This is a genomic window from Sphingomonas mucosissima (assembly GCF_002197665.1).
GTDB lineage: Bacteria > Pseudomonadota > Alphaproteobacteria > Sphingomonadales > Sphingomonadaceae > Sphingomonas > Sphingomonas mucosissima.
On the sequence record NZ_NBBJ01000001.1, the window covers coordinates 1,451,492 to 1,476,999 of the forward strand.

Genomic DNA, 25,508 nt, shown 5'->3' on the forward strand with positions numbered 1-25,508 from the left:
CGGCGCAACATCACGCCTCTTCATCAACGCCGTAGAACAGCTTGCCAATCTCGATCTCGGGCCGCCCCTGCGACACGCGATGCGCATTGGTATCGCGCAGCGAATAGACGCAGCCGCAATATTCCTGCTGGTAGAACTGCTCCCGCTTGGAAATCTCGATCATCCGCGCCGCACCGCCGCCCTTGCGCCAGTTGAACGTCCAATAGCTGAGATCCGGATAATGCGCGGCAGCGCGCTCGCCGCAGTCGTTGATCTGCGCCATGTTCTTCCAGCGCGAGATGCCGAGCGACGAGGTGATGACGGGAAAGCCGTTCTCATGCGCATACAGCGCCGTCCGCTCGAAACGCATGTCAAAGCACATGGTACAGCGCACGCCCCGTTCCGGCGCCTGCTCCATCCCCTTGGCCCGCTTGAACCAATTCACCGTGTCGTAATCGGCATCGACGAACGGGATGTCGTGTTTCTCCGCGAAGCGGATATTCTCCTCCTTGCGGAGGATATACTCCTCCTTGGGATGGATGTTCGGGTTGTAGAAGAAGATCGTGTAATCGATCCCGCTCGCCGTCATCGCTTCCATCACCTCGCCTGAGCAGGGCGCGCAGCAGCTGTGCAGCAGCACTTTCTTGTGGCCGTCGGGCGGGGTGAGGAGCGGGCGTTCGATGTCGGTCATGATGCGACGACATAAGGGAAGTCCGCGGCAAGGGCAAAACAAGCCACCGCCTTCGCAAAGTTCGCAGGCCAGTTCGCGCGCATTCGCCGATCTTCGCCCTTTAGCAGGGCCATACGGGTTGCGCCGTTGCGGATAATGCACAAATGGTGGGAACGTGATCGTACGAAGCGACGCGCACGCCCGGGTGAGAGTCTCGTTCCTGTGCGCCGAGCAACGCCAGGTAGAGATTCGCCCATGAACAAAGCTTTCCGCAAACAGCTCCCCGGCACGAGTGTCGATTATTTCGACACGCGCGAAGCGGTCGAGGCGATCCGCCCTGGTGCCTATGATGGCCTCCCCTATGTCTCGCGCGTGCTTGCCGAGCAGCTCGTCCGTCGCTGCGACCCTGCGCTGCTCACCGATGCGCTGACCCAGCTGGTCGAGCGCAAGCGCGATCTCGACTTCCCCTGGTATCCTGCGCGCGTTGTGTGCCACGACATCCTGGGACAGACGGCGCTGGTCGATCTCGCGGGTCTGCGCGACGCGATCGCCGATCAGGGCGGTGACCCGGCCAAGGTCAACCCGGTGGTGCCCACGCAGTTGATTGTCGATCACAGTCTGGCCGTTGAGCATGGCGGCTTTGACCCGCAGGCTTTCGATAAGAACCGGGCGATCGAGGATCGCCGCAACGAAGACCGCTTCCACTTCATCGAATGGACCAAGGAAGCGTTTCAGAACGTCGACGTGATCCCGGCCGGCAACGGCATCATGCACCAGATCAATCTTGAGAAGATGTCGCCGGTCATCCAGCTGCGCGACGGGGTCGCCTTCCCCGACACCTGCGTCGGCACGGACAGCCACACCCCGCACGTTGACGCACTCGGCGTGATCGCCGTCGGTGTCGGCGGGCTGGAGGCCGAAACGGTGATGCTCGGTCGCGCCTCGATGATGCGCTTGCCCGACATTGTCGGCGTGCAGCTGACCGGCAAGCGCCAGCCCGGCATCACCGCCACCGACATCGTCCTCGCCATCACCGAATTCCTCCGCAAGGAGCGTGTCGTCGGTGCGTGGCTCGAATTCTTCGGCGAAGGCGCTGAAAGCCTGACGATCGGCGACCGCGCGACCATTTCCAATATGTGCCCGGAATATGGCGCCACCGCGTCGATGTTCTACATTGACCAGCAGACGATCGACTACCTCCTGCTCACCGGCCGCGAGACGGAGCAGGTCAAGCTCGTCGAAACGTACGCCAAGCACACCGGCCTGTGGGGCGATGCGTTGAAGACGGCGCAGTATGAACGCGTCCTCGAATTCGACCTGTCGAGCGTCGTGCGTAACCTCGCCGGCCCGTCCAACCCACATCGCCGCCTGCCCACCTCGTCGCTCGTGGAAAGCGGCGTCGCGGTCGGGCTCGAAGCGGCGCAGGCCGAGGAGCGCGAGGGGCTGCTGCCCGACGGTGCCGTCATCATTGCGGCGATTACGAGCTGCACCAACACGTCGAACCCGCGCAACGTCGTTGCCGCCGGCCTGCTCGCGAAGAAGGCGAACGATCTCGGGCTCATCCGCAAGCCGTGGGTGAAGACCAGCTTCGCGCCCGGCTCGATCGTCGCGCGGCTTTATCTGGAGGAATCCGGCCTGCTGCCCGAGCTGGAAAAGCTCGGCTTCGGCATCGTCGGCTTTGCCTGCACGACGTGCAACGGCATGTCCGGTGCGCTTGATCCCAAGATCCAGCAGGAGATCATCGGTCGCGATCTCTATGCCACCGCCGTTCTGTCGGGGAACCGCAACTTCGACGGGCGCATCCATCCTTATGCCAAGCAGGCGTTCCTCGCCTCGCCGCCGCTGGTGGTGGCCTATGCGATCGCGGGCACGATCCGCTTCGATATCGAGCAGGACGTGCTGGGCGTTGTAGATGGCGCGGAGATCCGCCTGAAGGATCTGTGGCCCACCGACGAAGAAATCGACGCAATCGTCTCCGCGCACGTGAAGCCCGAGCAGTTCCGCAAGGTTTATGAGCCAATGTTCGGCGCGCGTTCGCGGTCAGCGGAGAAGATCAGCCCGCTCTACGATTGGCGCCCGATGTCGACCTACATCCGCCGCCCACCTTATTGGGATACGGAGGGCGTTGGCGCGCTGGCGGCACACCCGCGCACGCTGAAGGGCATGCGCCCGCTGGCGATCCTGCCGGATAACATCACGACCGACCACCTCTCGCCGTCGAACGCGATCCTGCCGACCTCGGCGGCGGGCGAGTATCTGGCAAAGATGGGCGTGCCCGAGGAAGACTTTAACTCCTACGCCACGCACCGCGGCGATCACTTGACCGCCATGCGCGCCACTTTTGCCAACCCGCAGCTCGTTAACGAAATGGCGGTGGTCGACGGCCAGGTAAGGCGCGGCAGCCTTGCCCGGGTCGAGCCAGACGGCATTGTCATGCGCATGTGGGAAGCGATGGAGACCTACGCGCAGCGCAAGCAGCCGCTGATCATCATCGCCGGTGCGGATTACGGCCAGGGCTCCTCGCGTGACTGGGCCGCCAAGGGCGTCCGCCTTGCGGGCGTCGAGGCGATCGTCGCTGAGGGCTTCGAGCGCATTCACCGTACCAACCTCATCGGCATGGGCGTGCTGCCGTGCGAGTTCAAGCCGGGCACCACACGCCTGACGCTCGGCCTGGATGGAACCGAGACCTATGATGTGATCGGCGAACGTCGTCCGCGTGCCGACCTCACGTTGGTCATCCACCGCCGGTCCGGCGAGACGGTGCAAGTGCCCGTGACCTGCCGCATCGATACGGCCGAGGAAGGCTCGATCTACGAGGCTGGTGGCGTGCTTCAACGGTTCGCGCAGGATTTCCTCGCCTCCGAAGCGGAAGCCGCATGATGGCCGGCCAAGTCCGCATTCCCGCCACCTATATGCGCGGTGGCACCAGCAAGGGCGTGTTCTTCCGATTGGAGGATTTGCCCGAGGCCGCCCGCACGCCGGGGCCGGCGCGTGACAAGCTGTTCCAGCGCGTCATCGGCAGCCCCGATCCTTATGCCGCGCAGATCGACGGCATGGGCGGAGCGACGTCCAGCACCAGCAAATGCGTGATCATCTCACCGAGCAGCCAGCCCGATCACGACGTCGACTATCTCTACGGCCAAGTGTCGATCGACACCGATTTCGTGGACTGGTCGGGTAATTGCGGCAATCTTTCCACCGGCGCGGGCGCCTTTGCGATCCACGCGGGCTATGTTGATGCGAACCGCGCAGAGGACGGCATGTGCACCGTTCGCATCTGGCAGGCGAACATCGGCAAGACGATCATCGCTCACGTCCCCGTCGCAAGCGGGGAAGTGCAGGAAACCGGCGACTTCGAGCTCGACGGCGTCACCTTCCCGGCGGCCGAGATCGTGCTGGAGTTCATCGACCCCGCCGATGATGGCGAGGAGGGCGGCTCGATGTTCCCCACCGGCAATCTCGTCGACGAACTCGACGTACCGGAGGAGATCGTTCCCGGCGGCAAGCTCAAGGCGACGATGATCACCGCCGGCATCCCGACGATCTTCGTCAACGCCGCCGACATTGGCTTCACCGGCACCGAGCTTCGCGAGACGATCAACACCAATCCCGACACACTCCGCCGGTTCGAGGCGCTACGCACGATCGGGGCGATGAAGATGGGCCTGATCAAGACGCCAGACGAGGCCGCCAAGCGCCAGCACACGCCCAAGATCGCCTTTGTTGCGCCACCCACGGATTACCCGTCATCCAGTGGCAAGATCGTGAAGGCCGGCGATATCGACCTGCTCGTCCGCGCGCTGTCGATGGGCAAGCTCCATCACGCGATGATGGGCACCGCCTCGGTCGCCATCGCCACCGCCGCAGCGGTGCCGGGCACGCTCGTCAACGAGGCAGCCGGCGGTGGCGAGCGTCAGGCCGTCCGCTTTGGGCACCCCTCGGGTACGTTGCGCGTCGGTGCGGAAGCAAAGCAGGTCGACGGCCAGTGGACCGTTACCAAGGCGATCATGAGCCGAAGCGCGCGCATCCTGATGGAGGGCCACGTCCGCGTGCCGGAGGGCAGCTTCTAACCAGCTGCCGCGGCAGCAGCGCCGTGACGCGCCCTCCCAAGGGCGAATGGAAAAGCAGAAAGAGGATCGAAAGAGCATGACCGATACCGACGCCGCTCCCACCTTGAAGCCGAAGAAGTCCGTCGCCCTCTCGGGTGTCACTGCCGGCAATACCGCGCTTTGCACCGTCGGCCGCACCGGCAACGATCTGCACTATCGCGGTTATGACATCCTCGATTTCGCGGAAGCCGCGGAGTTCGAGGAGATCGCTCACCTACTCGTGCATGGCTGGCTGCCGAACGCTGCCGAGCTGAAGGCGTACAAGACCAAGCTGAAGGCGCTGCGCGGCCTGCCGCTCGCCGTCAAGGAGGCGCTCGCCGCCCTCCCCGCGGCCGCTCACCCGATGGACGTCATGCGCACCGGCGTCTCGGCGCTCGGCTGCGCGCTGCCGGAGAAGGAGGATCACAACACGCCTGGCGCGCGCGACATTGCCGACCGGCTGATGGCCAGCCTCGGCTCGATGCTGCTTTATTGGTATCATCTGTCGAACAACGGCGTCGAAATCGACGTGGAGACCGACGATGACTCGATCGGCGGCCACTTCCTTCACCTGCTCCACGGCGAAGAGCCAAGCGAGAGCTGGGTGCAGGCGATGCACACCTCGCTGATCCTCTACGCCGAACATGAGTTCAACGCCTCCACCTTCACCAGCCGCGTCATCGCCGGCACTGGGTCGGATATGCATTCGTGCATCACCGGCGCGATCGGCGCGCTGCGCGGCCCCAAGCACGGCGGCGCCAACGAAGTCGCGTTCGAAATCCAGAAGCGGTACCAGAACCCGGACGACGCCGAAGCCGACATCCGCAAGCGCATGGAAGCCAAGGAAGTCATCATCGGCTTCGGCCACCCGGTCTATACCATCAGCGATCCACGCAACGTCGTCATCAAGCGCGTCGCCAAGAAGCTGTCGGACGAGGCTGGCTCGACCAAGATGTACGACATCGCCGATCGGCTTGAATCGGTGATGATGGAAGTGAAGAAGATGTTCCCGAACCTCGATTGGTTCTCGGCCGTTTCCTATCACATGATGGGCATCCCCACCGCGATGTTCACGCCGCTCTTCGTGATCGCCCGCACCTCGGGCTGGGCCGCGCACGTCATCGAACAGCGCGAAGACAACAAGATCATCCGCCCCTCCGCCAACTACACCGGCCCCGACGACCTCCAGTGGGTGCCGCTGGCCGAACGGAAGTAAGCGCTAGGGCCACATCGAGGATCGGAGACGCGGCTATCGTCAGGTTGGCCGCGCCAAGCTGCCAATGCTAATGCCGCCTAAGCGCGACGTCGAATAAACAAGGACCACCAATGCCCTACCTCCTCGCCTCCGACCTCCCCACCGAATCCGCCGGCAAGCGCTTCCGCGCCGCCCTTGAGCGCCCCGGCATCTTCCAGCTGCCCGGCGCGCACAACGGCCAGGCCGCGATCCAGGCGCGCAACGCCGGCTTCGATGGCCTGTACCTCTCGGGCGCGGCGATGACCGCTTCGATGGGTCTGCCCGATCTCGGCATCATCACGGTCGATGAAGTCGCCTTCTTCATCCGCCAGATCGTCCGCTCATCGGGCCTCCCGCTGCTCGTCGATGGCGACACCGGCTACGGCGAGGCATTGAACGTGATGCACATGGTCCGCACCTTTGAGGATGCGGGCGCTGGCGCCGTTCACCTCGAGGACCAGATCCTGCCCAAGAAGTGCGGCCATTTGAATGGCAAGAACCTCGTCTCGGCGCTGGACATGGCGACCAAAGTTGCCGCTGCGAAGAAAGCCGCGCGTGACATCGTCATTGTCGCCCGCACCGATGCCGCCGGCGTGGAAGGCTTCGACGCCGCGGTCGATCGCGCCAAAATGTATGTCGACGCCGGCGCCGACGCGATCTTCCCCGAGGCGCTAAACACACGCGCAATGTTCGAGAAGTTCGCGAATGCGATGCCGAACGTGCCGCTGCTCGCCAACATGACCGAGTTCGGCAAGACGCCCTTCTACACCGCGACCGAGTTCGAGGAGATGGGCTACAAGATGGTGATCTGGCCGGTTTCCAGCTTGCGCGTCGCCAACAAGGCGCAGGCGGAGCTCTACGCCTCAATCAAGGAAAACGGCGGCACTCATAAGTACGTCGACCGCATGCAGACGCGTCAGGAGCTTTACGACACGATCGGCCTGCACGACTTCGAGGAACTCGACGCCAGCATCATCAAGACAGTCGTTCCGGTGATGCCGCAGGAGGGTTAAGGCCCCTCCAATTACCCACGTCGCCCCGGCCCTCCGCCCGAGGTCCCGCTGTCTTCGCCGACGGTACAAGAAGGGGAGCGGGATCCCAGATCAAGTCCGGGATGACGGCAGTGGGTGAGGGAGCCGACCGCCTCAATCGTCATGCCGGGCTTGTCCTAGCATCCAGCCATCCGCACACTCCACAAGCGTTGGAACCGCGGCACCCTGGATGCCGGCACAAGGCCGGCATGACGCGTCTGTTCGCAACATCCGCAAAGCGCTAAAATTCGCCTTCCCTCACCCGCTGCGAAGGAAGCAAAATGCGGAAAACCTTCATGGGCGTGCGCCTGCGACGCCTCCGCGAAGAACGCCGCTTGAAACAGGTCGAACTTGCGGCCGCGCTGGGTATCTCCACCAGCTACCTCAACCAGATCGAGCAGAACCAGCGCCCGCTTACCGTCCCCGTCCTGCTTAAGATCAATCAGGTCTTCGGCATCGACGTTCAGCTCTTCTCCGAAGACGAGGAAGCGCGGCTCATCACCGATCTGCGCGAGAGCTTGACCGAAGCGCCCGAGCCGATCGCGCTTGCCGAGATCCGCGAACTCGTCACCAACATGCCCGCGGTTGCCCGCACGCTGATCGCGCTCCATCGCCGCCAACGCGATCTCACCGAGCGCAACGAGGCGATGGCGGCGCAGCTTGGCGATCAGTGGATCGAGGGCGGTGGTGCGCGGATGCCCTTCGAACAGGTGCGCGAGCTGTTCTATGCCAACTACAATCATATCGAGCCGCTCGATCAGGCAGCGGAACAGCTCTACCGTGACGCCGGCTTCGCGCCCCGTCGCGTGCACGCCGGCCTGATCGCGCGTCTGAAGGACCGACATGGCATCACCATCGCCCTCGCGGAGCCGGGCGCCGTCCAGCGCCGCTACGATCCCGCGAGCCGCACGTTGCACGTCTCGCCGGACCTTCGCCCCGGGCAACAGGCGTTCCAGATGGCCACGCAGCTTGCCTTTCTCGAACTTGGTGACCTGATCGATCGTTTAGCCGACGATCCGATCCTCACCGGCCCTGAGGCACGCCGGTTGGCCCGCATCGGCCTTGCCAATTACTTCGCTGGCGCGCTCCTCCTGCCCTACGGCGATTTCCTCGCGGCGGCCGAAGCGCAAGCCTATGACATCGAAAGGCTCGGCCGCCACTTCGGGGTGGGGTTCGAAACGATCTGCCATCGCCTTTCCACGCTCCAGCGCCCCGAGGCGCGCGGCGTGCCCTTCTTCTTCATCCGCGTCGACCGCGCGGGCAATATTTCCAAGCGCCAATCGGCGACGGACTTCCACTTCTCGCGGGTCGGCGGCAGCTGCCCCTTGTGGAAGGTGTACGAGGCATTCGTACAGCCCGGCCGCGTGCTCCGCCAAGTCGCGCAAATGCCCGACGGTCGCACGTACCTCTGGGTGGCGCGCACCGTCCGTCGGACTGCGGGCGCATTTGGCGAACCGGGCAAGACGTTCGCCATCGCTTTGGGTTGTGACATCCGGCACGCGCCCAAGCTCGTGTATTCGCGCGGCTTCGACCTCACGGATCCGAGCGCGGCCACGCCAATAGGCGTCGGCTGCAAGGTGTGCGAGCGAACGGCCTGCCCACAGCGCGCGTTTCCGATGATTGGCCGACCCGTCGCCGCCGACGAGAACCGCGCGACGCTCACGCCTTATCCGGTGGCTTGAACGAACGCCTGCGTTTCTGAACTGTCGGCTGACCGGTCCGACCGAGCAGGTTTTCGAAAGGCACTGAGGCGCGCTCAACATATCAACACGATAATGAAAGTCGGTTGCAATAGCGGAACTGCCCTTCTAACCGGCTGCGGACTGATTCCGGGAGGGCGTAATGAGTGTCATAAGCGTGTTGCTGGCGAGTGCTGCCGCCGCTGTCGTTCCTGCGGAGACCACGCCGGAGCCGCAGCGTGACGACGACATCGTGGTCACGGGTCAGCGCAGTGAAGGCAGCAACAACTACGGCGTTCAGACGCAGCGTACCGCCACGCGCATCCAGATGAGCCAGCGCGAGACCCCCCAGTCGATCAGCGTCGTCACCCGGGCTCAAATCGAGGATTTCCAGCTCAACGACGTGAATGCGCTGCTCAACACGGTGCCGGGTGTCAGCGTGCTCACCTCAGATACCGACCGTATCTATTACTCGGCGCGCGGCTTCGACATTCAGACCTTTCAGATCGACGGCATAGGCCTTCCGTTCTCCTTCGGTATCCAGACGGGCTCGATTGACACCGCGGTGTATGATCGCATTGAGGTGGTGCGCGGCGCACCTGGCCTGTTGTCGCCCACCGGCAATCCGTCCGCGGTGGTCAATTTCATCCGCAAGCGCCCCTATCGAGACCTCAAGGCCTCCGGGAGCGTGCAATATGGTTCTTACGACAGTCTGCGGTTGGATGCCGATGTGAGCGTACCGCTGACGCAGGATGGCTCCGTTCGCGCCCGGGCCGTCGGCGCATTCCTGGATACGGATAGCCACCTGGATCGCTACGGCCTCCGCCGGTGGACCGGCTATAGTATTGTCGAGGCCGATCTCGGCCCCAACACCGTTTTTAGCGCGGGCTACGGCCATCAGGATCACGGCAGCCGTGGCGCGATGTGGGGCGCCATCCCGCTTTATTATACCGATGGGACTCGGCTCGAATTCGATCGCACCTCAAACTATGCGCCGGAATGGTCATCCTGGGGGGTGGTGGAACGCCAGATCTTCGGGGATCTGACACATGAGTTCGGCAATGGCTGGACCGGAAAGCTGTCCGTACTGCGCCGCGCCAACAGCGAGGACGACCAGCTGTTCTATGTCTATGGCAATCCGGTGCGCGGCGCACCGGGCGGCATCGACTTCGGCGATCCCGATAAACCGGACGATACGAAGGCGATCTTCAGCTATCCCGGCGCGTTTCGCGGTCAGACCCGCAACCTGACGATCGACGCCTATCTCAGCGGCAAGCTGGCCGTGGGCGGGCGTGATCACGACGTGGTGCTTGGGCTTCAACGCGGCGCGGAGCGTTATCGCCAGTATTCGAGTTACGATTACAGCCAAGTCGGCATCCCGCTGTCGCTCGACACCTTCTTTGACGGCGCGTTCCCCCGCGTAAATTTTCCGACGCCCTACACGCTGAGCCTTGATACGCATTCGGTGCGCGAGACGGTTTATGGCCTAGTGCGTGTGAACCTTGCCGATCAGCTCAAGATCATGCTTGGCGGAAACTACACCCACGCCACGAGCGAGGGCGTGTCCTATAACACACCCCAAGCCTATGATCGTTCGCGCTTCTCGCCATTCGTCGGCGCGACGTTCGACCTATCATCGAACCTCAGCCTTTATGGCAGCTATGCCAAGATCTTCCGTCCGCAAGTCGAGGTAAGCGCCACCAACGAGATCTTGCCGCCGATCGTCGGCGACAATCTTGAGGCGGGCATCAAGGGGGAATGGTTCGGCGGCCGCCTTTATGCGAGCGCAGCGCTGTTCCAGGCGCGGCAGAACAACACGGCATTCGGCCAGTTCGACCCTGCGCTTGGCCGCACCGTCTTCGTCCCTGTCGATGCGAAGTCGCAGGGCGTCGAGCTCGAATTCGGCGGCGAGCTGGCCCCCGGCCTGCAAGCGACCGGGGGTTTCACGACGATGCGAATTCGCGGCCAGAATGATCAACCCGAACGCACGTTCGTGCCCCGCAACCTCGGCCGGCTGAAGATCACCTATTCGCCGCCGGCGCTGCCGAGACTCAAGCTGGGTACGTCCGTCCAGTATCAGAGCGACTTCTATTTCGAGCCGGGCGGCCTGACGCCTGCGGGTGATCCGATCCGGCTCGAACAGGGTGATTACGCACTGGTGGACCTGATGGGACGGTATGAGCTTAACGAGAAGCTGTCGGTGAGCGTGAACATCCGCAACGTCACGAACCACCGTCACCTCAGCGCGTTGACCTTCGACCAGAGCTTCTACGGCCCACCGCGCACGGTGCTCGGCACCTTGAGCGTACGCTATTGAACGATCCTGTAGAAAACTCTTCGTGGATCAGCGTTGACGTCCTGATTACCTCGTCAACGTAGAGCTCAGATGGGGAGAGAATGGCTTTTCGGACGTACTCCGTGACTTCGCGGTAGCTGTCCGTGGGGATTCTCAACGAGCGGCTACCGCAACTCGCCTTTGTGACCGCCGGCGACGGCTACTCAATGACGGCGAGCTTCGGCGTCGTCGCGGCGCTGCTCCACTAGTCGGTCCAATGCCCGTTCGGCTGCGTCGACGAGAAAACCTGCGAGGCGTTCCGCGGTCCAGCCGATGATCGCGCCGATTGCAACGTCGGTGGGATAATGAGCACCGCGCGGCAGCTGGACAGCCGCGACCGCGGCCGCGCTCGACCGGGCGGCCAGGGCGAACTCGGGCGCCGTATGCGCGACCGCCTCTGCAACACTAACCGCTCCCGCGGTGTGACCGGAGGGAAAGGAGTTGAACCCAGTGTCGTCAGCGCCTCTGCCCGCTCCAACCTTGGCTTCCCCATCCTCCAACGCTTGGGCCGGCCGGGAGCGGTCGATAGAGCGCTTCAAAATGGTCTTGCCCCCAGTCGCAAGGGCATGTGCGACGAGCATTCTCGCCCCGGTCCGCGCGATGTCGCGCCGGCGAAGCAACGCACCCGCCGCGATCGTCGCCAGCGACAAGGCGACAAGCGGAGGCTGATCCGCAATCTCGCTTGCCGCACCCAAGAACGCCACTGGCTTGCGTTCGCGACTGGCAGCGACTGACCCGACCAACTCGTGTTCGGCCTTGGCGAGCTGCTCGACCTTGTTCTTGTTCTTTCCCATGGCCGGCTACCAACGACGCTGGTGCCGCTTTGCTCCGCGACGGAGTGACGCTATCGAGCCGGCGATGAACGATCCCGCCACCATCCGTCGGCTCTATGGTCGCGCGCAGGGCCACAAATTGCGCAAGGGACAAGCTGCACTTGTCGATGATCTCCTGCCCAAGGTGGCGGTGCCTGAGGGAGCGATTGACGCCGTTCGCCTGTTCGGGGACGAGAGGCCGCTGCGTCTAGAGATCGGCTTTGGCGCAGGCGAACATCTCGCTGCCCAGGCGGCTGCCCGGCCGGACACCGGCTTCATCGGATGCGAGCCTTTCCTGAACGGCGTGGTGGGTGCGCTTGGCCATATCCGCGACGGATCGCTCGGAAATGTGCGCCTGTACATGGGCGACGCCCTGGAAGTCGCTGAGCGACTGCCGGACGGGTCGCTGGATGCGGTGTACCTGCTGCATCCCGATCCCTGGCCCAAGGCGCGTCACGCGAAGCGGCGGATGATGAACCATGGCCCGCTTGACCTGATTGCAGCCAAGCTGAAGCCAGGCGCGCAGTTCCGACTGGGTACCGATGATCCGACATATTGCCGCTGGTCGATGATGATCATGGCGCAGCGCTCAGACTTCACGTGGCTTGCTGAGCGGCCCGGCGATTTCCTGGAGCGGCCGGCGGATTGGCCGGAGACACGGTATGAGCGAAAAGCCAGGGAGCAAGGGCACGAGGTGTGGTACATGACCTTCCGCCGGAGTTGATGTGCCGATCCACGGCGCTACCGACCGAGGCTGTTTCCGTCACCGCTCCTGATAGCGGTTCTGGCCGGCAAGACTCGTCAGGGTTTACCGCGCGGCTGGTCTGACCCTGGGTGTGGGGCGGAATGGATCCGGCCGAGATCGGACAGTTCTGGCCGGAGTGCGTTATCTCGCGGCCGCGTCAATTACCGCAGCGGTCATTCGAGAAAGACAGATGAGCTTTCCCGCATCATCCTCGATCCGGATCGTCCATACCTGCGTCGTTCGGCCGAGCTGCTCGGCCCGCGCGGTGGCATGGACGTAGCCGTCACGGGCAGCGCGGACGTGGTTCGCGTTGATGTCCAGGCCGACCGTGACCTTGCCGTCGGGAACAGCCATTGCGCCCGCGACCGACGCAACCGTTTCGGCCAGCACCACCGACGCGCCGCCATGAAGGCGCCCAAACGGCTGGTGCACTTACTTGCCAACCGGCATCCGGGCGCGCAGCCAATCGTCGCCACAATCAGTAAATTCGATCTCAAGCAGGCCGGGAAGAACGCCCTCCCCTAGGGCATTAAGCTGCACAAGTTCGATCGGGCGGGTCCAGATCGCCATCAGTAGGACCTTCCGATCAGCACGCGCTCGACCGCCAGACCGCCAGTGAAGATGCAGGCAGCGCCGGGATGGCCGGTCTGCCCCATCGGTGCGTTGCGGATGGTGAGCTTCAGCGCCTTCAGCCGCTCGACCACCTTATCCAGCTCCGCGCCAGTCGGCCGCGACCACGCAACATCGGCCCAGCCCGGCTTGGCTGCGCTGTCGGCGAACATGGCCTCGACGCCGGCCCAGTCATCGACCGGGCTGATGCTGGTCTTCAGCCGCTCGGTCGCTTCTGCATGAAGCGCGACCTGCACGTCCTCCAGCATTGCGCCGGCCTGTTCGACGAACGTCTCGCGCGTGACGATCGCGCTGTCGAGCTTGCCGTCCTCGCGGTACAAACGATCGCGGCGAACGACCGAGACGTTGCCGCCCGCCATGTCGCGCGGGCCGACCTCGACGATGATCGGCGCGCCCTTCTTCACCCAGCTCCAGCGCTTCGTCGCGGCCTTTGCGGGCTTAAGGTCGAGCAGCGCGCGGACCGGCTCACCCAGCGCGGTCTGCCGCGCGAGCGATGCCTGCAGCGCCTTGCAATAGTCGACCAGCTCGGCGTCCTCGGGCTTGTCGCGCAACATGGGGACGATCACCACCTGCCACGGCGCGATGCGCGGCGGCACGCGCAGGCCGTCGTCATCGCCATGCACCATGATGACGCCGCCGATCATGCGGGTCGACACACCCCAGCTGGTGGTGTTGGCGTATTCGAGCTCGCCGTTCGCATTCTGGAAGCGGATGTTCTGCGCATGGGCGAAATTGGTGCCTAGGAAGTGGCTGGTACCCGCCTGGAGCGCCTTGCCGTCCTGCATCATCGCCTCGATCGAATAGGTCGCGACGGCACCGGGGAAGCGCTCATTCTCCGGCTTCTCGCCAGCGATGACCGGAAGCGCCAGGCAGTTTTCGGCGAAGTCGCGATAGACTTCGAGCATCTTGAGCGTCTCTTCGCGCGCCTCGTCTGCGGTGGCGTGGGCCGTGTGCCCTTCCTGCCAGAGGAACTCGCTGGTGCGCAGGAACATGCGGGTGCGCATTTCCCAGCGGACGACATTGGCCCATTGGTTGATGAGCACGGGCAAGTCGCGCCACGACTGCACCCAGCGCGAGAAAGCGGTGCCGATCACCGTTTCGCTGGTTGGGCGAACGACCAGCGGCTCCTCCAGCTTCGCCTCGGGATCGGGGGTCAGGCCGCCCTTGCCATCGGCGACGAGGCGATGGTGGGTGACAACGGCCATCTCCTTCGCGAAGCCTTCGACATGCTCGGCCTCCTTCTCGAAATAGGAGAGCGGGATGAACAGCGGGAAATAGCAATTTTCGTGGCCGGTCGCCTTGATGCGATCGTCGAGCAGGCGCTGGATGCGTTCCCAGATGCCATAACCCCACGGCCGGATGACCATGCAGCCGCGCACGCCCGATTCCTCCGCGAGGTCGGCTTCCGAAATGACAGCCTGATACCAGGCGGCGAAATCCGCCTCGCGCGTGACGGGGAGTGCATGCTTGATCATCAGGCGCGGATAGCGGCGGTTTAGCCCTGCTGCCAAGCGGGAGTTGCGCTGGGAGGCACGTACAACCAGACCAGCGACTTCCCGACGAGACACCGCCGTTCAAGCGGTCTGAGCCGTCTCCTATTCAGAAATCTAATCGTGCGAATATCGGACCCCGCATCAAGCACTGCGATGCACCATCGTGATAGTCAAACCACCCGCTTTGAACTCAAGCAGATCTCAGAGCCCTTCAGTCCGACATTCACACCGAAAGCGAGGCGATATATTTCCTCCATTCTGGACCTTTATTGCCGTATCTCTCCATTCAGATGCTAGTCCCGCTACCTTGTACGAAAATTATGAATACAGCTACAAACGGGGAGGTTTCATGAGCGACCGCATCACGTTCAATACGCTCAACATCTCGATCTACTGTATGTCGAACTTGGCTCAAGAATCCACTCTCGCAACCAAAACGGAGACAAACGCACCGCCGAACGACCGCCGTACGACAAGGAAGCCTGCGTCGTCGCAGCCGCCGGGCTGCTGTAGATAAGTCATTCCTATCGCTACAGCCCTGCCATATGCGGGCTGGATGGCAGTTGGCTCAGAGTCTCTTTCGCACGCCATCGGCCTGCGCCTAACCTCCGTCGCGCTGTTTGCGACAATGAACGTCGTGATCAAACTGGCGGAGGCGCATGGCGCGGCGCTCGGCGAGATCTTGTTTTGGCGGCAATTCGGGGCAGCGCTGCTAGTCGGAGCGATCGTCGGTACAGGACCGGGCTTCGCCTCGCTCAAGACTCAGCGCTTCGGCGCGCATGTGCTGCGCTGCGTGATTGGGCTCACCGCCATGTCCCTGACTTTCTGGACGTTGCTGCTCCTGCCGCTCGCAGAGGCGACGACGATCGGGTTTTCCATGCCCATATTTGCGACCGTGCTGGGCGCACTGGTGCTTCACGAGGCGACGGGGTGGCGGCGGTGGGCCGCCGTGCTTGCGGGCTTCATCGGGGTGCTCATCGTGACGCAGCCGGGGGACGGGCACATCCCGCTGCTCGGAATAGCCACCGGGCTTGGTGCGGCGTTCTGCACCGCCTGCATCTCCATCCTGCTGCGTACCATCGGCAAGACGGAAGCGGGGCTCACGACCGTCTTCTGGTTCTCCACACTGTCGCTGGTGCCGCTGTCGCTGGTCTATGCCTCTTCGGTGAAGGCGCATCCGCCGCTGGTGTGGGCCTTGCTGCTCGCCATTGGGCTGCTCGGCGGCGTGGCGCAGATCGCAATGACGCGGTCGCTGCAATTGGGCGCCGTCAGCCTGGTCGTGCCGATGGACTATACCGCGCTCCTCTGGGCGACCCTGTTCGGCTGGTTGATGTTCGGGATGCTGCCGGTGCCGAGCACTTGGATTGGCGCGCCGATCATCATCGCGTCGGGGCTCTACATCGTGTGGCGTGAGCATGTGCGGCGGCAGAAAGCTACGCGAGGCGCGATTTCGCAGGAGTGAGTGCTTGCGAGGACGGGCCTGATCGGACACCTAGTCTGCCATGCCTTTGCTCGCTCCGCTGGCCCTGATCGCCGCTGCCGCCGCCCCTGCCCCCGCCGCAACCGCCGCCGACGCTGCCTTTGACGCCATCTGGCAGGCAGAATGGGCTTGGCGCCAGAGTGAAGGGATTGCGGAATCCGGACCCGGCGTGGTGGACGATCGTCTTCCTGATGTCTCGGCCGATGCGCATGCGCGCCGGCTGACCTATTGGAAGGGGACGCTGGCGAAGCTCGAAGCTGTCGATACCAAGAGACTGTCGCCGGATACGCTGATCGATTGGCAAGTCTATCGCGCCCAGATCGCCGCGCAGATCGATGAAGAGCAGTTCCGCGAATGGGAAAAGCCGCTGAACGGCGATAGCGCCTTCTGGAGCGACCTTCATTATGCCGCTCGGGGCGATTTCGCCGGCGGTGAGAAGGACTATCGCCGCTACCTTAGCTGGCTGCGCGCCGTGCCGCGCTATCTGGCGCAGCAGACGGATAATATGCGGCTTGGCCTGAAGCGCGGCTTCACGCCACCGGCCGTTATCATGAAGGGGCGCGACAAGGCGGTTGGGACGATCGCCTCCGCGACCGATCCGACGTCTGTTGTCTATTATCAACCCTTCGCGAAGCTCCCGCCGGCGATGCCTGCCAACCGTCGTGAAGCGCTGCAAGCTGAGGCACGCACGATCATCGCCGAGCAGATCGTGCCCGCGCACAAGACGCTGCTGTCGTTCCTGCGCACCGATTACTTCCCCGGAATGACGGACGAGCTGGGAGCGACGCGCTATGACAATGGCGCGGCATACTACCGCAGCCGGATCCGCGCCTTTACCACGCTGGATATGACGCCCGACGCGATTCACGCGCTCGGTCTTGCCGAGATCGCTAAGATCCGCGCCGAGATGGAGCAGGTGAAAAAGGACGCGAAGTTTGCCGGCGATCTGCCGGCGTTTCTGAAGTTTCTGCGAACCGATCCCCGATTCTACCCGAAAACTGCCGACGAGCTGATGAAGGAAGCCGCATGGCACGCAAAGCGCTTCGACGCGATGGCGGGCAAGTGGTTCGGCCGGCTGCCGCGGCAGCGGTTCGCGATCATCGAGGTGCCGCCTGATATCGCGCCCTTCTACACCGCCGGGCGCGGCGGGCCCGGTACGTACCTCGTCAACACCTACAATCTCTCGTCGCGCCCGCTGTTTCAGCTGCCTGCGCTGACGCTCCACGAAAGCGCGCCGGGACATGCGTTCCAGATGCCGCTGTCGATCGAGAACACGACGCTGAAGCCGTTCCGGCGCAACAGCTACATCTCTGCCTTTGGCGAAGGGTGGGCGCTCTACACCGAGCGGCTCGGAGACGAGATGGAATTCTACCGTACGCCGTATGAGCGGTTCGGTATGCTATCCTACCAAGCGTGGCGCGCGGCGCGGCTGGTGATCGATACCGGCATTCACGCCAAGGGATGGACGCGCGACCAGGCGCTGCAGTATTTCCGCGAGAACACGGCGCTGAGTGAGCACGAAATCACCACTGAGGTGGATCGTTATATCGGCTGGCCGGGCCAGGCGCTGAGCTACTATCTGGGCCAGCTTGCGATCCAGCGTGGCCGTGCCAAGGCGGAAAGGGCACTCGGCGAGAAGTTCGACATCCGCAACTTCCATGACATGGTGCTGAGCCTGGGCAGTGTGCCGCTGCCGGTGCTTGAGGCGCGGGTGAACCGGTTCATCGCCGAGGGCGGGCCGTCACCCTATCTCAAGGAACTCGCGGAGTGAGGCGGAGCCGCGGGCAAGCGCTCACACCGCGCTGAGTTGGTCACAAAAGGTCGGCGCGGACTTCCTCTGGGCTACGCACGCGGCAGCTTCGGCGCTCGGGCTATGAACAGGTCTGAGCCCAAATGCGACCGAACACAACGCAGTTCATGCGCCCGCGGCCTGAGACGCTAAACGGTTGCTATTTTGTGGCCGTAGCGCAGGCCAGCGGCGACGAAGCCAATCAGTCGCTCTTTAGCGACCGAGAGGTCGTAGACTGCGCAGCCCTTGCTTGTTTTCGTTCCCGCGCGCCACACGCCAGCAAGCGTGATCGCCAGCGCGCCCGACATGAAATGGCAGCTCCACAAGATGTCCTCGGTTTTGCACGCCGGCTGCGCTTTTTTCAGCAGCTGAATCAGTCGCAGCATCACCGGGTCGAAATGCATGTCGATCAGCCCCTCGCCTCCGGCGAGCGGCGCGGTGACCCGCGCGCCCAGCTCGCCGAAATGCCGCCACCCGCGATCATCGCGCAGCCGGGGATCGGGCGCGGCATCTAGGTAGGCGTGTAACACTCCCTCGACCGTCAACTTGCCCGCCTGCTCTTGCTCGTACCGTGTAAGGGCGGCCAGCCGTCGCGCGCTCGTGATCGGCGTACGCTGCGTCAACACGGCCTCGAACAAGTCCTGCTTGTCGCGAACATAGTAGCGCAGCAGCGAACTATGGACGCCTACATGCTCCGCGACATCCTTGAGCATTACTTGCTCAACGCCACGCTGCGAGAAAAGCTCTTCGGCCGCGTCGAGAATACGGTCCATCGTTGCGTTGTGCTGCTTTGCCATCGGATGAGGCGGCAGCGCACGTCCGTCGCTCTTGGTCATGACAGCCCCGTTCACCTGACCCCGCTCGCGGCGGGGCATTCGTTGACGCACCGGGAACAAGCGCCGAGGTTGCGTCGCGGCGCCCGAAGGTTCGCGCGCACTTCGCCTGTGACATCGGTGGTGGCCGTCGCCGCTCTGCGCGGCGGCGTCCCTGACCTCGGTCAACAGCCCCGGACAGTTCTCCCGCTGTCGGGATGGCCAGCCCGCCGCAGCGGACCGGCCATCTGTACTTTCAGAACTTAAAGCCCGCCGCGATGCCGTAGCGGCGCGGTTCCAGCGTGAAGATGTTGGTGAAAAGGCCTGATGACTGGTCAGTCAGGTACAGGCCGGTGGTGGCATTGTTGTCGAACAAGTTCTGAACAAAGCCCCGCACGAACCACCGATCGTCCATGCCGTTCAGCTGGATTTGAGCGTTGACCTGCTCATAGCCCTGAATGCGGTTGATACGGCCGTTGAAGATGTTGCCGTAGCTATCGCCGGTATAGGTCAGGTCGGCGCGCGGTACGAGGCTCATGCCATTGGCGAAGTCAAAGGTCTTCTGCACGCCGGCCGAGAACTTCACTATCGGTGCCTGGGGCAGCTCGTTGCCCTTCAAGCTGACGCCGATGCCCTCGAGTACCGAGATCGTGCCTGCGGTGCCGGCCGAGGCGCCGGTCAGCACCGAGCACAGACCAAAGGCGCCGGTCGCCGCGCCAACATTGGCGTCGGCCGGGAAGGCTGCTGGACCCCGCAGCCCAAGCGCCGAGTTGACGCCGGCTACGAACGCCTGCGCCGCGGCCGATCCACCGGCGTTGGCGCGTACGACGCAGTTCGACCCGTTGCCGATATCCTTGATGATAACGGTGTTGGGGTTGCCACCCGATACGTCGCGCTGATTGATGAACGGCGCGTCCGAAGTGACCTTGGTGTTCAGGTAGCTTGCGCCGAAATTGACGATCCAGCCGGGGCCTGGCCGCACCACCGACTCCAGTTCGACGCCCCAGATATCGGCATCGATGTTATCGTTGATCGAGGTACGCGCAACGATGCGGCTAAGCTGTAAGCCCTTGTACTTATAATAAAAGCCGGTGAGGTTCAGGGTCAGCTTGCCGTCGGCAAACGTGTTCTTCGATCCAATCTCGAAGGCGTTGATGATTTCCGGCTGGAACGCATCCGGTACGGTCAGTTCAGGAACCTGCACCGGAGGGTTGAAACCGCCGGATTTGTAGCCGCGCGAAAACGATGCGTAGAGCAGGTTGTCGTTGCTGATGCGGTAGTCCACAACCGCACGGCCGGTGATCTCATCAAAGGCTCGGCTGCGGGCTGCGAAGGGCTGGATCCCTGCGATCACCGGATCGGCATCGTACCTCGCGGCAAGCGGCGCGTCGAACGCGCTGCCTGTTTGCGTATACGGCACGCCAAAGCTGGCGAGCGTCGAGCGCGAACGCACGTACTTCTTGTCGTTGTTGTACCGCGCACCGAGGGTGAGCTTCAGGCGTTCGGAGATGTCGAAATAGGTTTCGCCGAAGATGCCGTAGGATTTCAGGCGAAACAGATCGGTGTTGCTGCGGAAAAACGGGGTGGCTGAAAATTCCGGTCGCCGGCCGGCTCCCAGCGCACCAAAGGTGCCGAGGATACCGGTGACATAGTCGATCGCAAAGGCATTGACGTAGTAATCGCCATCGCGAACCTTTGCGTCGACGTAGATGCCGCCGAGCAGAAAGTTGAACATGCCGTCGAAGTCCGAGGACACGATCGCCTCAGCCGACCAGTCACGCGTCTTCTGCACTGAACGATCGTAGGCATTGGGGATCGGCCCACACCTGCTGAACCCGCCGTACACGCCAAGGCCCGACTTTTCGGGTAGCGAGGTACAAAGGTCACCCTGTGGTCCGTTGGGAATCAATGCGCGTGCGATCGGCTGGAAATAGGCCGCTGGCAGCCCGGGCACCCCCCCTGCGGCCGCAGCGGCCAGCGTATTGAGAGTCGGCTGGATGAGCGATCGATTGCTGACACCCAGGTTATAATCCTGCGAAGAGTCGACCGACGTTTCGTGATAGAAGCCGGTCAGCTGCGCCTTGATTGGGCCGAAATTATGCTCGATCCTGCCCTGGACTGTCAGTTCGTCAGTTTCGTAGGTTGGGTTGAACGCAGTGAACACCTCGCGTGGATCCGTGAGGATCGGGTTGCCGGCGTAAGCATCCTGCCCATAAAGGCTGCCAAGCCCGAAAGCATTGCCGAGCGTCGGGTTTGCGAAAGCAATCGACAAGAACTCACGGCTGCCTAACGTGCCGCTGAACGTCGAATTGGTATTGGTACGTCCGGCGTCACGCCGATTGTTGAGGCACCCGAGCACACCGGTCGGATCGGTCTGACAAAGCTGCTTTTGGATGCGCAGCCGATTATCGTCTTCCTTGAAGTACGATGCCAGCAAGTCGATCGAGGTATCGAGTGACGGCTCCCACCGGATCGAACCACGCACCGAATACATGTTGCGGCCGTCGATGCGGCTGTTGTCGAAGGTGTTGAGCGTATAGCCGTCGCGGTTGAGGTAAAAACCGGCGAGGCGCACTGCCAGAGTCTCACCTAGCGGCACGTTGATCATCGCCTTGGCGCGGATCGAATCGAAATTGCCGTATTCCGCCTCGCCCGCAGCGGCAAACTTATCGGTGCGCGGCTTGGCGCTGATGAAGTTGACGACGCCCGACGACGCCGAGCGGCCGAACAACGTGCCCTGCGGCCCGCGCAGACCTCCACCCGTTCGAGATCGAAATATTCTGTCTCAAAGATGCGGGTGGCGAGCAGCGGCGACCCATTGAGGTGTATGGCGGTCGCGGCGTCACACGAAATGCCGACGCAAAGGTCGCCGATGCCGCGGATGGTGAAGCTGGCACCCGAGAAATTACCTTTGGAGAAGGTAACGTTGGGGAGCGTCAGTTGGAGATCAGACGCATTGTCGATCTGCTGCGCCTCGAGCGCCGCGGCAGAAAAGGCGCTGACCGCGATCGGCACAGCCTGCAGCGTCTGCGCCTGGCGCTGCGCGGTAACGACAATATCTGTGCCATAGTCGCTGCTGGATGCATCGCTGCCAGCACCTTGGGGTGCGCCACTGCCTTGTCCCGGCTGCGCTCCCTCAGCAATGGCCGGTTCGGGCGTGGCCTGTGCCACTGCGACGCCCGGCAGTAGCGCAACCAGCGCCATTGCGGTCGCGCCAAACAGTTCGATTCTACGCATCGAGATCCTCCCCTAAGGCCCGCGCCGGCTTGAGCCGGTCTGCGGTATGTTCGCTTGCAGACAAATGCTGCGCGTGAAAATTTCACTCGTCAAGCAACCTACGCATCATTGTAATACGTTACTAATAACGTATCGGATCGTACCGTAATTTTGCAGTATTGCTTGGACCGGAAGAGTTGATCGCGAGCAGCACTTGAAGCATCATTGTGCGAGCATTCTGGGTCATCGCCTCCCCCGGCCGAGCTTAACGTAGCGGCGCCTTCTGCGTCGCTGCGGACATCATGTCGATTGTTGGCGATGGTGGCTGCGCCGCAGACCAAATCAGTCCGTACAGTTCATGCTCTCGCCGCCCCGCGCGGCGCCAACTGGCGTCGCTGGAGAATGACGCCCTAGCAACTGCTTATGCTTCTGAAGCCGAGGCATGGCCGATTCGGCAGGATGGTAATCTGCCATCGCGGCCGCCTTTAGCGTCCGTCGCTCGAAGCGGCCGAGCGGCGCAGGCAAGTTCAGGCGGCCCAAAGTGACTATGGCGGCGTCCGATTCCCGGCAGCACGTTCAATAACGGTGATCCTGTCGCGGTCCTGTGCTTCGGCAAGAACGGGCGCTTCTGCATGTGACAGCCCTGCCGGCGATGCTGTGATGCCTTGCGCGGACAGTCAGCTCGGCGGCACGCACGAGAACGAAGCTGGGCGGCAACGCTGCGGATTCGCTTTCATGGCGCCACGGCTCTAGCCAGAGATAAGAAGGATACATGCTCGCAGTCGAGGTCTGCGCCCGGCTGGAGTTTGCGGGTGGCACTCGCGGATAGCCAGCCAGCATGAATGGCAGGGCTGACCCATACCGCGCACCGGACAACTAAAGTTCGCGTCTAGCTTAAAGAGGGGGACGCTCGCTAGGGTCCGCCGGAAAGTACCGCCACAAAGAAAAAGGGGCGGCTCTCGCCACCCCTATATCCTCTTCTTTTCCCTCAGGAAAAGAATGGCGCGCCCGGAACGATTCGAACGTCCGACCCTCAGATTCGTAGTCTGATGCTCTATCCAGCTGAGCTACGGGCGCGTTGGAGTGGCGCTGATATAAGCGACTTTCGGATTGCGCAAGGGCGTTGCGGGCTACTTTGTGAAAAAGTAAGCACGAGCCATGTTTTTGCGCGCTTTCCTCCCACCGCTGATCCCGGGATTGTTGATCACAGGGTGCACCGCTCCCGCGAGTTACCCCTCCCTGCTGCCCCGGGTCACCGAATCACGGAGCTGGGAGGAGCCAGTCATCGCTGCTCCGGCGCCGGATGTAGCCGATCCCGCGCTAGACGCGAAAATAGCTGATGCCATGAAGATATTGGAGGAGCGCGCCGCTGCTTTCGACGCGGCTGGCGCTCGGGGGGAGCGGCTGGTGGCTTCGGCGAGAGGCACTGCCGCAGGAAGTGAAGCGTGGCTAAACGCGCAGGTGGCTTTGGCCGAACTGGACGCGCTGCGTTCGTCGACATCGGAAATCGCGCTCACTCTCGATGATCTGGCGAGCGAACGCGCGCTGTCCTTGGCGCCCGAATATCAGCCGCTCACCACAGCCGCCGATCGGGTCCGCGCCGCTATGAAGCGCCAAGCGGAGCGGATCGCGACCCTACAAGCCCGGCTCGCGCCAGCGTAGGCACGGCGCCTATGATACAGGCCGCAAAGCGCCATTCTGCAAGTACATGACGGTCACATTGATCTCGGTCACCCCGTTCCCGACCCGCACTGCGGTCACCGTGGGCGAAGGCTTGCGCCCGAGAATAAAGTCGATGAGCGTCACCTTCGGATCGCCAGATGCGCCTCCGCCATCGGAGCGATCCGTCTTTCCATTGCCGCTGACATCGTGGCGAAGGTCGACGGCATAGGTGCCGGGCGCGGAGACGGGCATGCACACGCGAACCGGGCCACTCGCAGGCGCTGGCACTTCGACCCGGGTCAGCCACCTCTTCTTCTCGAACCACGTCGACGTTGCACCACCGAACGTCCGCACACGTACGTTGCCGGTTCGAGCCTTCATGCCAACGACGGTGACCAGGATTGCGGGGGCATTCCCGGCGCTGCAACGAGACGCATAGGGGCCGAGGATTGCGCCCCCGCCCTGTGCCGCAGCGGGGGCGGCGAGCAAGGAGGCAGCAACAGCGATAAGCGGCAAAGTCTTCATAACTCGTGATTTTACACGAGCAGATGGCGCAACCGTGGCAATTCGTCGGCGAAACCGGACAGGAGCCGATGATCCGTCGGGATGATACTCACTCGCCCAACGGTGATGATCGAAGTTGGGCCGGCAATCATGGTGGGCGCTGACGGGTTCGAACCGCCGACCTACTCGGTGTAAACGAGCCGCTCTACCAGCTGAGCTAAGCGCCCCCTTTCGGGTGGAAGCCCCTTAAGCGCCTCGCGGGGCTTACACAAGACCGGTGCTGCGCAACGCTCTGCTGGTCCGCGGACGCGCCAGGGCACAACGGTTCTTCAGACCACCGGCAGACCCAGCGCTCGTGCCATCGAGGCATAGCGGCGCATCGCATCAAGCCCGCGGTCCGTCAGGGACATGAAGGCGCGCCTGCGATCGAAAGGATCGGGCCGCCGCTCGAACAAGCCGGCTTCCGTCAAACGGGCGATCCAGCGCAGCGCCGTCGTCGGCGCCACGGCAGCGGCGATGCACAGACTGGATACCGAAACATGAGCCCGCTCCAGGTGCGCGGCATAAAGGTCCAGCATCATGTCCCACGCAGGATCTTCGAACAGGCCCGGCCCGACGTAACGATCCCGGAGACGACGAGCGCGGACGATCTGCCGGATGTCAGCCGCCGTGATCGGATGCTCCCCGCCCGGCTCCGACGAAAAGTCCAGCCCAGCTTCCGCGACCAGTGCAGCACGCGGCGCCTCTTCGTGTTTCGACAGTCGCGCGAGCACGTCCGCGATTCGCGCAACTTCGGCATTCAGCTTTGCTAGTCGCGCCGCTTCATTTTCGCTGATGCGATCATGCAGCGTGAGGTCCGAGACGCCCTGTGCGGCCGCGATGGCTCCGATCCAGTCCGATGGGGCGGGATCGCAGAGGATCTGATGGCGCGACATCATCAATCCGGCAGCGGTGATGTCGATCTGCTCCGAAGCGATGGCTACAACCATGGGCAGATCTCGACCCGCTGCCAACCCGTCGAGCCGGGACAGCGACCGTGCCAGTTCGTCTTCGGACACAAGGCGCGCGTCGACCAGGAGCAGTGGGCGCGACGCCATGCCGGCAATCCGCTGCACGGCATCTCCGAACGGAGCCGAGGTGACGATGCGTCCGCCAGCAAGGGCAACCGCAGCGGCCGCCCCAGCCCCGCCGATTTCTTCCTCTCCGCCCTCGTTGATCAGCACGGCATCGAACCGTGAGCTCAGCTGAGCTTGATATTCTTCTTCAATCAAATGCATGCGTCACTCCGATCCGTGATCGAACCCAAGTGTTTCCCGTTAGCGGCCGATGGATTGTCTAACATCCGAAAT

The 25,508-nt window shown here is 63.2% G+C and carries 20 protein-coding genes and 2 tRNA genes; 10 read left to right on the forward strand and 12 right to left on the reverse strand.

All coding sequences use genetic code 11. The annotated features are described in order from the left end of the window. Positions 1-10: 10 nt before the first annotated feature. Complete coding sequence (locus SPMU_RS06905; RefSeq protein WP_088332990.1) at positions 11-670, reverse strand: epoxyqueuosine reductase QueH; 660 nt, start codon at positions 668-670, stop codon at positions 11-13. A 234-nt stretch (positions 671-904) separates the two neighbouring features. On the opposite strand from SPMU_RS06905, the gene acnD reads away from it, so the two are divergent. The 6 genes from acnD (at position 905) to SPMU_RS06935 (ending at position 10,998) form a co-directional block, all read left to right on the forward strand. After that, positions 905-3,529 (forward strand): Fe/S-dependent 2-methylisocitrate dehydratase AcnD, encoded by a 2,625-nt coding sequence (gene acnD, locus SPMU_RS06910; protein ID WP_088332991.1) that lies wholly within the window; start codon positions 905-907, stop codon positions 3,527-3,529. Then, a complete protein-coding gene (gene prpF, locus SPMU_RS06915) occupies positions 3,529-4,719 on the forward strand; it encodes a 2-methylaconitate cis-trans isomerase PrpF (protein ID WP_088333234.1) in 1,191 nt (396 codons plus the stop codon). The genes acnD and prpF overlap by 1 nt, the downstream gene beginning before the upstream one ends. Positions 4,720-4,795: 76 nt before the next feature. Continuing rightward, complete coding sequence (gene prpC / locus SPMU_RS06920) at positions 4,796-5,953, forward strand: bifunctional 2-methylcitrate synthase/citrate synthase (RefSeq protein ID WP_088333235.1); 1,158 nt, start codon at positions 4,796-4,798, stop codon at positions 5,951-5,953. 110 nt (positions 5,954-6,063) lie between these two features. After that, positions 6,064-6,984 carry a methylisocitrate lyase gene (prpB, locus tag SPMU_RS06925; RefSeq protein WP_088332992.1) on the forward strand — a complete coding sequence of 307 codons (921 nt, stop codon included), beginning with the start codon at positions 6,064-6,066 and terminating at the stop codon, positions 6,982-6,984. A gap of 299 nt (positions 6,985-7,283) precedes the next feature. Beyond that, positions 7,284-8,684, forward strand: coding sequence for a short-chain fatty acyl-CoA regulator family protein (locus SPMU_RS06930; RefSeq protein ID WP_088332993.1), 1,401 nt, complete (start codon positions 7,284-7,286; stop codon positions 8,682-8,684). A gap of 160 nt (positions 8,685-8,844) precedes the next feature. Further along, complete coding sequence (locus SPMU_RS06935) at positions 8,845-10,998, forward strand: TonB-dependent siderophore receptor (protein WP_088332994.1); 2,154 nt, start codon at positions 8,845-8,847, stop codon at positions 10,996-10,998. A gap of 182 nt (positions 10,999-11,180) precedes the next feature. Here the strand turns inward: SPMU_RS06935 and SPMU_RS06940 are convergent, their stop codons facing one another. Then, entirely contained in the window at positions 11,181-11,810 is a 630-nt protein-coding gene (locus SPMU_RS06940; protein WP_088332995.1) for a phosphatase PAP2 family protein, read from the reverse strand. 64 nt (positions 11,811-11,874) lie between these two features. Between SPMU_RS06940 and trmB the strand changes: the two genes are divergently transcribed. After that, positions 11,875-12,552 carry a tRNA (guanine(46)-N(7))-methyltransferase TrmB gene (trmB, locus tag SPMU_RS06945; RefSeq protein WP_088332996.1) on the forward strand — a complete coding sequence of 226 codons (678 nt, stop codon included), beginning with the start codon at positions 11,875-11,877 and terminating at the stop codon, positions 12,550-12,552. A 162-nt stretch (positions 12,553-12,714) separates the two neighbouring features. Here the strand turns inward: trmB and SPMU_RS06950 are convergent, their stop codons facing one another. Genes SPMU_RS06950 through proS form a run of 3 tightly spaced genes read right to left on the reverse strand, consistent with a single transcriptional unit; the run spans position 12,715 to position 14,678 of the window. Beyond that, positions 12,715-13,005 carry a hotdog fold thioesterase gene (locus SPMU_RS06950; RefSeq protein WP_245832831.1) on the reverse strand — a complete coding sequence of 97 codons (291 nt, stop codon included), beginning with the start codon at positions 13,003-13,005 and terminating at the stop codon, positions 12,715-12,717. Next, positions 13,006-13,143, reverse strand: coding sequence for a hotdog family protein (locus SPMU_RS17200; protein WP_245832833.1), 138 nt, complete (start codon positions 13,141-13,143; stop codon positions 13,006-13,008). Then, on the reverse strand, positions 13,143-14,678 hold the full coding sequence (gene proS / locus SPMU_RS06955; protein ID WP_088332997.1) for a proline--tRNA ligase: 1,536 nt from the start codon (positions 14,676-14,678) through the stop codon (positions 13,143-13,145). The genes SPMU_RS17200 and proS overlap by 1 nt, the downstream gene beginning before the upstream one ends. Positions 14,679-15,252: 574 nt before the next feature. Here proS and SPMU_RS06960 point away from each other — a divergent pair. Both SPMU_RS06960 and SPMU_RS06965 read left to right on the forward strand, forming a co-directional pair. Beyond that, the gene (locus SPMU_RS06960) at positions 15,253-16,158 is read left to right on the forward strand and encodes a DMT family transporter (RefSeq protein ID WP_088332998.1); all 906 of its coding nucleotides are present in this window, start codon (positions 15,253-15,255) and stop codon (positions 16,156-16,158) included. Positions 16,159-16,198: 40 nt separating this feature from the next. Next, on the forward strand, positions 16,199-17,947 hold the full coding sequence (locus SPMU_RS06965) for a DUF885 domain-containing protein (RefSeq protein WP_088332999.1): 1,749 nt from the start codon (positions 16,199-16,201) through the stop codon (positions 17,945-17,947). A gap of 167 nt (positions 17,948-18,114) precedes the next feature. Here SPMU_RS06965 and SPMU_RS06970 read toward each other — a convergent pair whose 3' ends face one another. From SPMU_RS06970 to SPMU_RS06980, 4 genes are all read right to left on the reverse strand, one after another. Further along, complete coding sequence (locus tag SPMU_RS06970; protein WP_169715645.1) at positions 18,115-18,801, reverse strand: TetR/AcrR family transcriptional regulator; 687 nt, start codon at positions 18,799-18,801, stop codon at positions 18,115-18,117. Between the two features lie 232 nt (positions 18,802-19,033). After that, entirely contained in the window at positions 19,034-21,385 is a 2,352-nt protein-coding gene (locus SPMU_RS06975) for a TonB-dependent receptor domain-containing protein (protein ID WP_342746437.1), read from the reverse strand. Further along, complete coding sequence (locus SPMU_RS17460; protein ID WP_342746431.1) at positions 21,382-22,014, reverse strand: TonB-dependent receptor plug domain-containing protein; 633 nt, start codon at positions 22,012-22,014, stop codon at positions 21,382-21,384. Before SPMU_RS17460 ends, SPMU_RS06975 begins: the two co-directional genes overlap by 4 nt. A 979-nt stretch (positions 22,015-22,993) precedes the next feature. After that, a tRNA-Arg gene (locus SPMU_RS06980) sits at positions 22,994-23,070 on the reverse strand. A 267-nt stretch (positions 23,071-23,337) separates the two neighbouring features. On the opposite strand from SPMU_RS06980, the gene SPMU_RS16645 reads away from it, so the two are divergent. Next, the gene (locus SPMU_RS16645) at positions 23,338-23,655 is read left to right on the forward strand and encodes a hypothetical protein (RefSeq protein WP_140418419.1); all 318 of its coding nucleotides are present in this window, start codon (positions 23,338-23,340) and stop codon (positions 23,653-23,655) included. A gap of 9 nt (positions 23,656-23,664) precedes the next feature. Here SPMU_RS16645 and SPMU_RS06990 read toward each other — a convergent pair whose 3' ends face one another. The 3 genes from SPMU_RS06990 to SPMU_RS07000 form a co-directional block, all read right to left on the reverse strand. Beyond that, positions 23,665-24,180 (reverse strand): DUF2141 domain-containing protein, encoded by a 516-nt coding sequence (locus tag SPMU_RS06990; RefSeq protein ID WP_088333002.1) that lies wholly within the window; start codon positions 24,178-24,180, stop codon positions 23,665-23,667. Between the two features lie 130 nt (positions 24,181-24,310). Continuing rightward, positions 24,311-24,386 (reverse strand) — tRNA-Val (locus SPMU_RS06995). A gap of 102 nt (positions 24,387-24,488) precedes the next feature. Next, positions 24,489-25,436 (reverse strand): winged helix DNA-binding protein, encoded by a 948-nt coding sequence (locus SPMU_RS07000; protein WP_088333003.1) that lies wholly within the window; start codon positions 25,434-25,436, stop codon positions 24,489-24,491. Positions 25,437-25,508 lie beyond the last annotated feature (72 nt).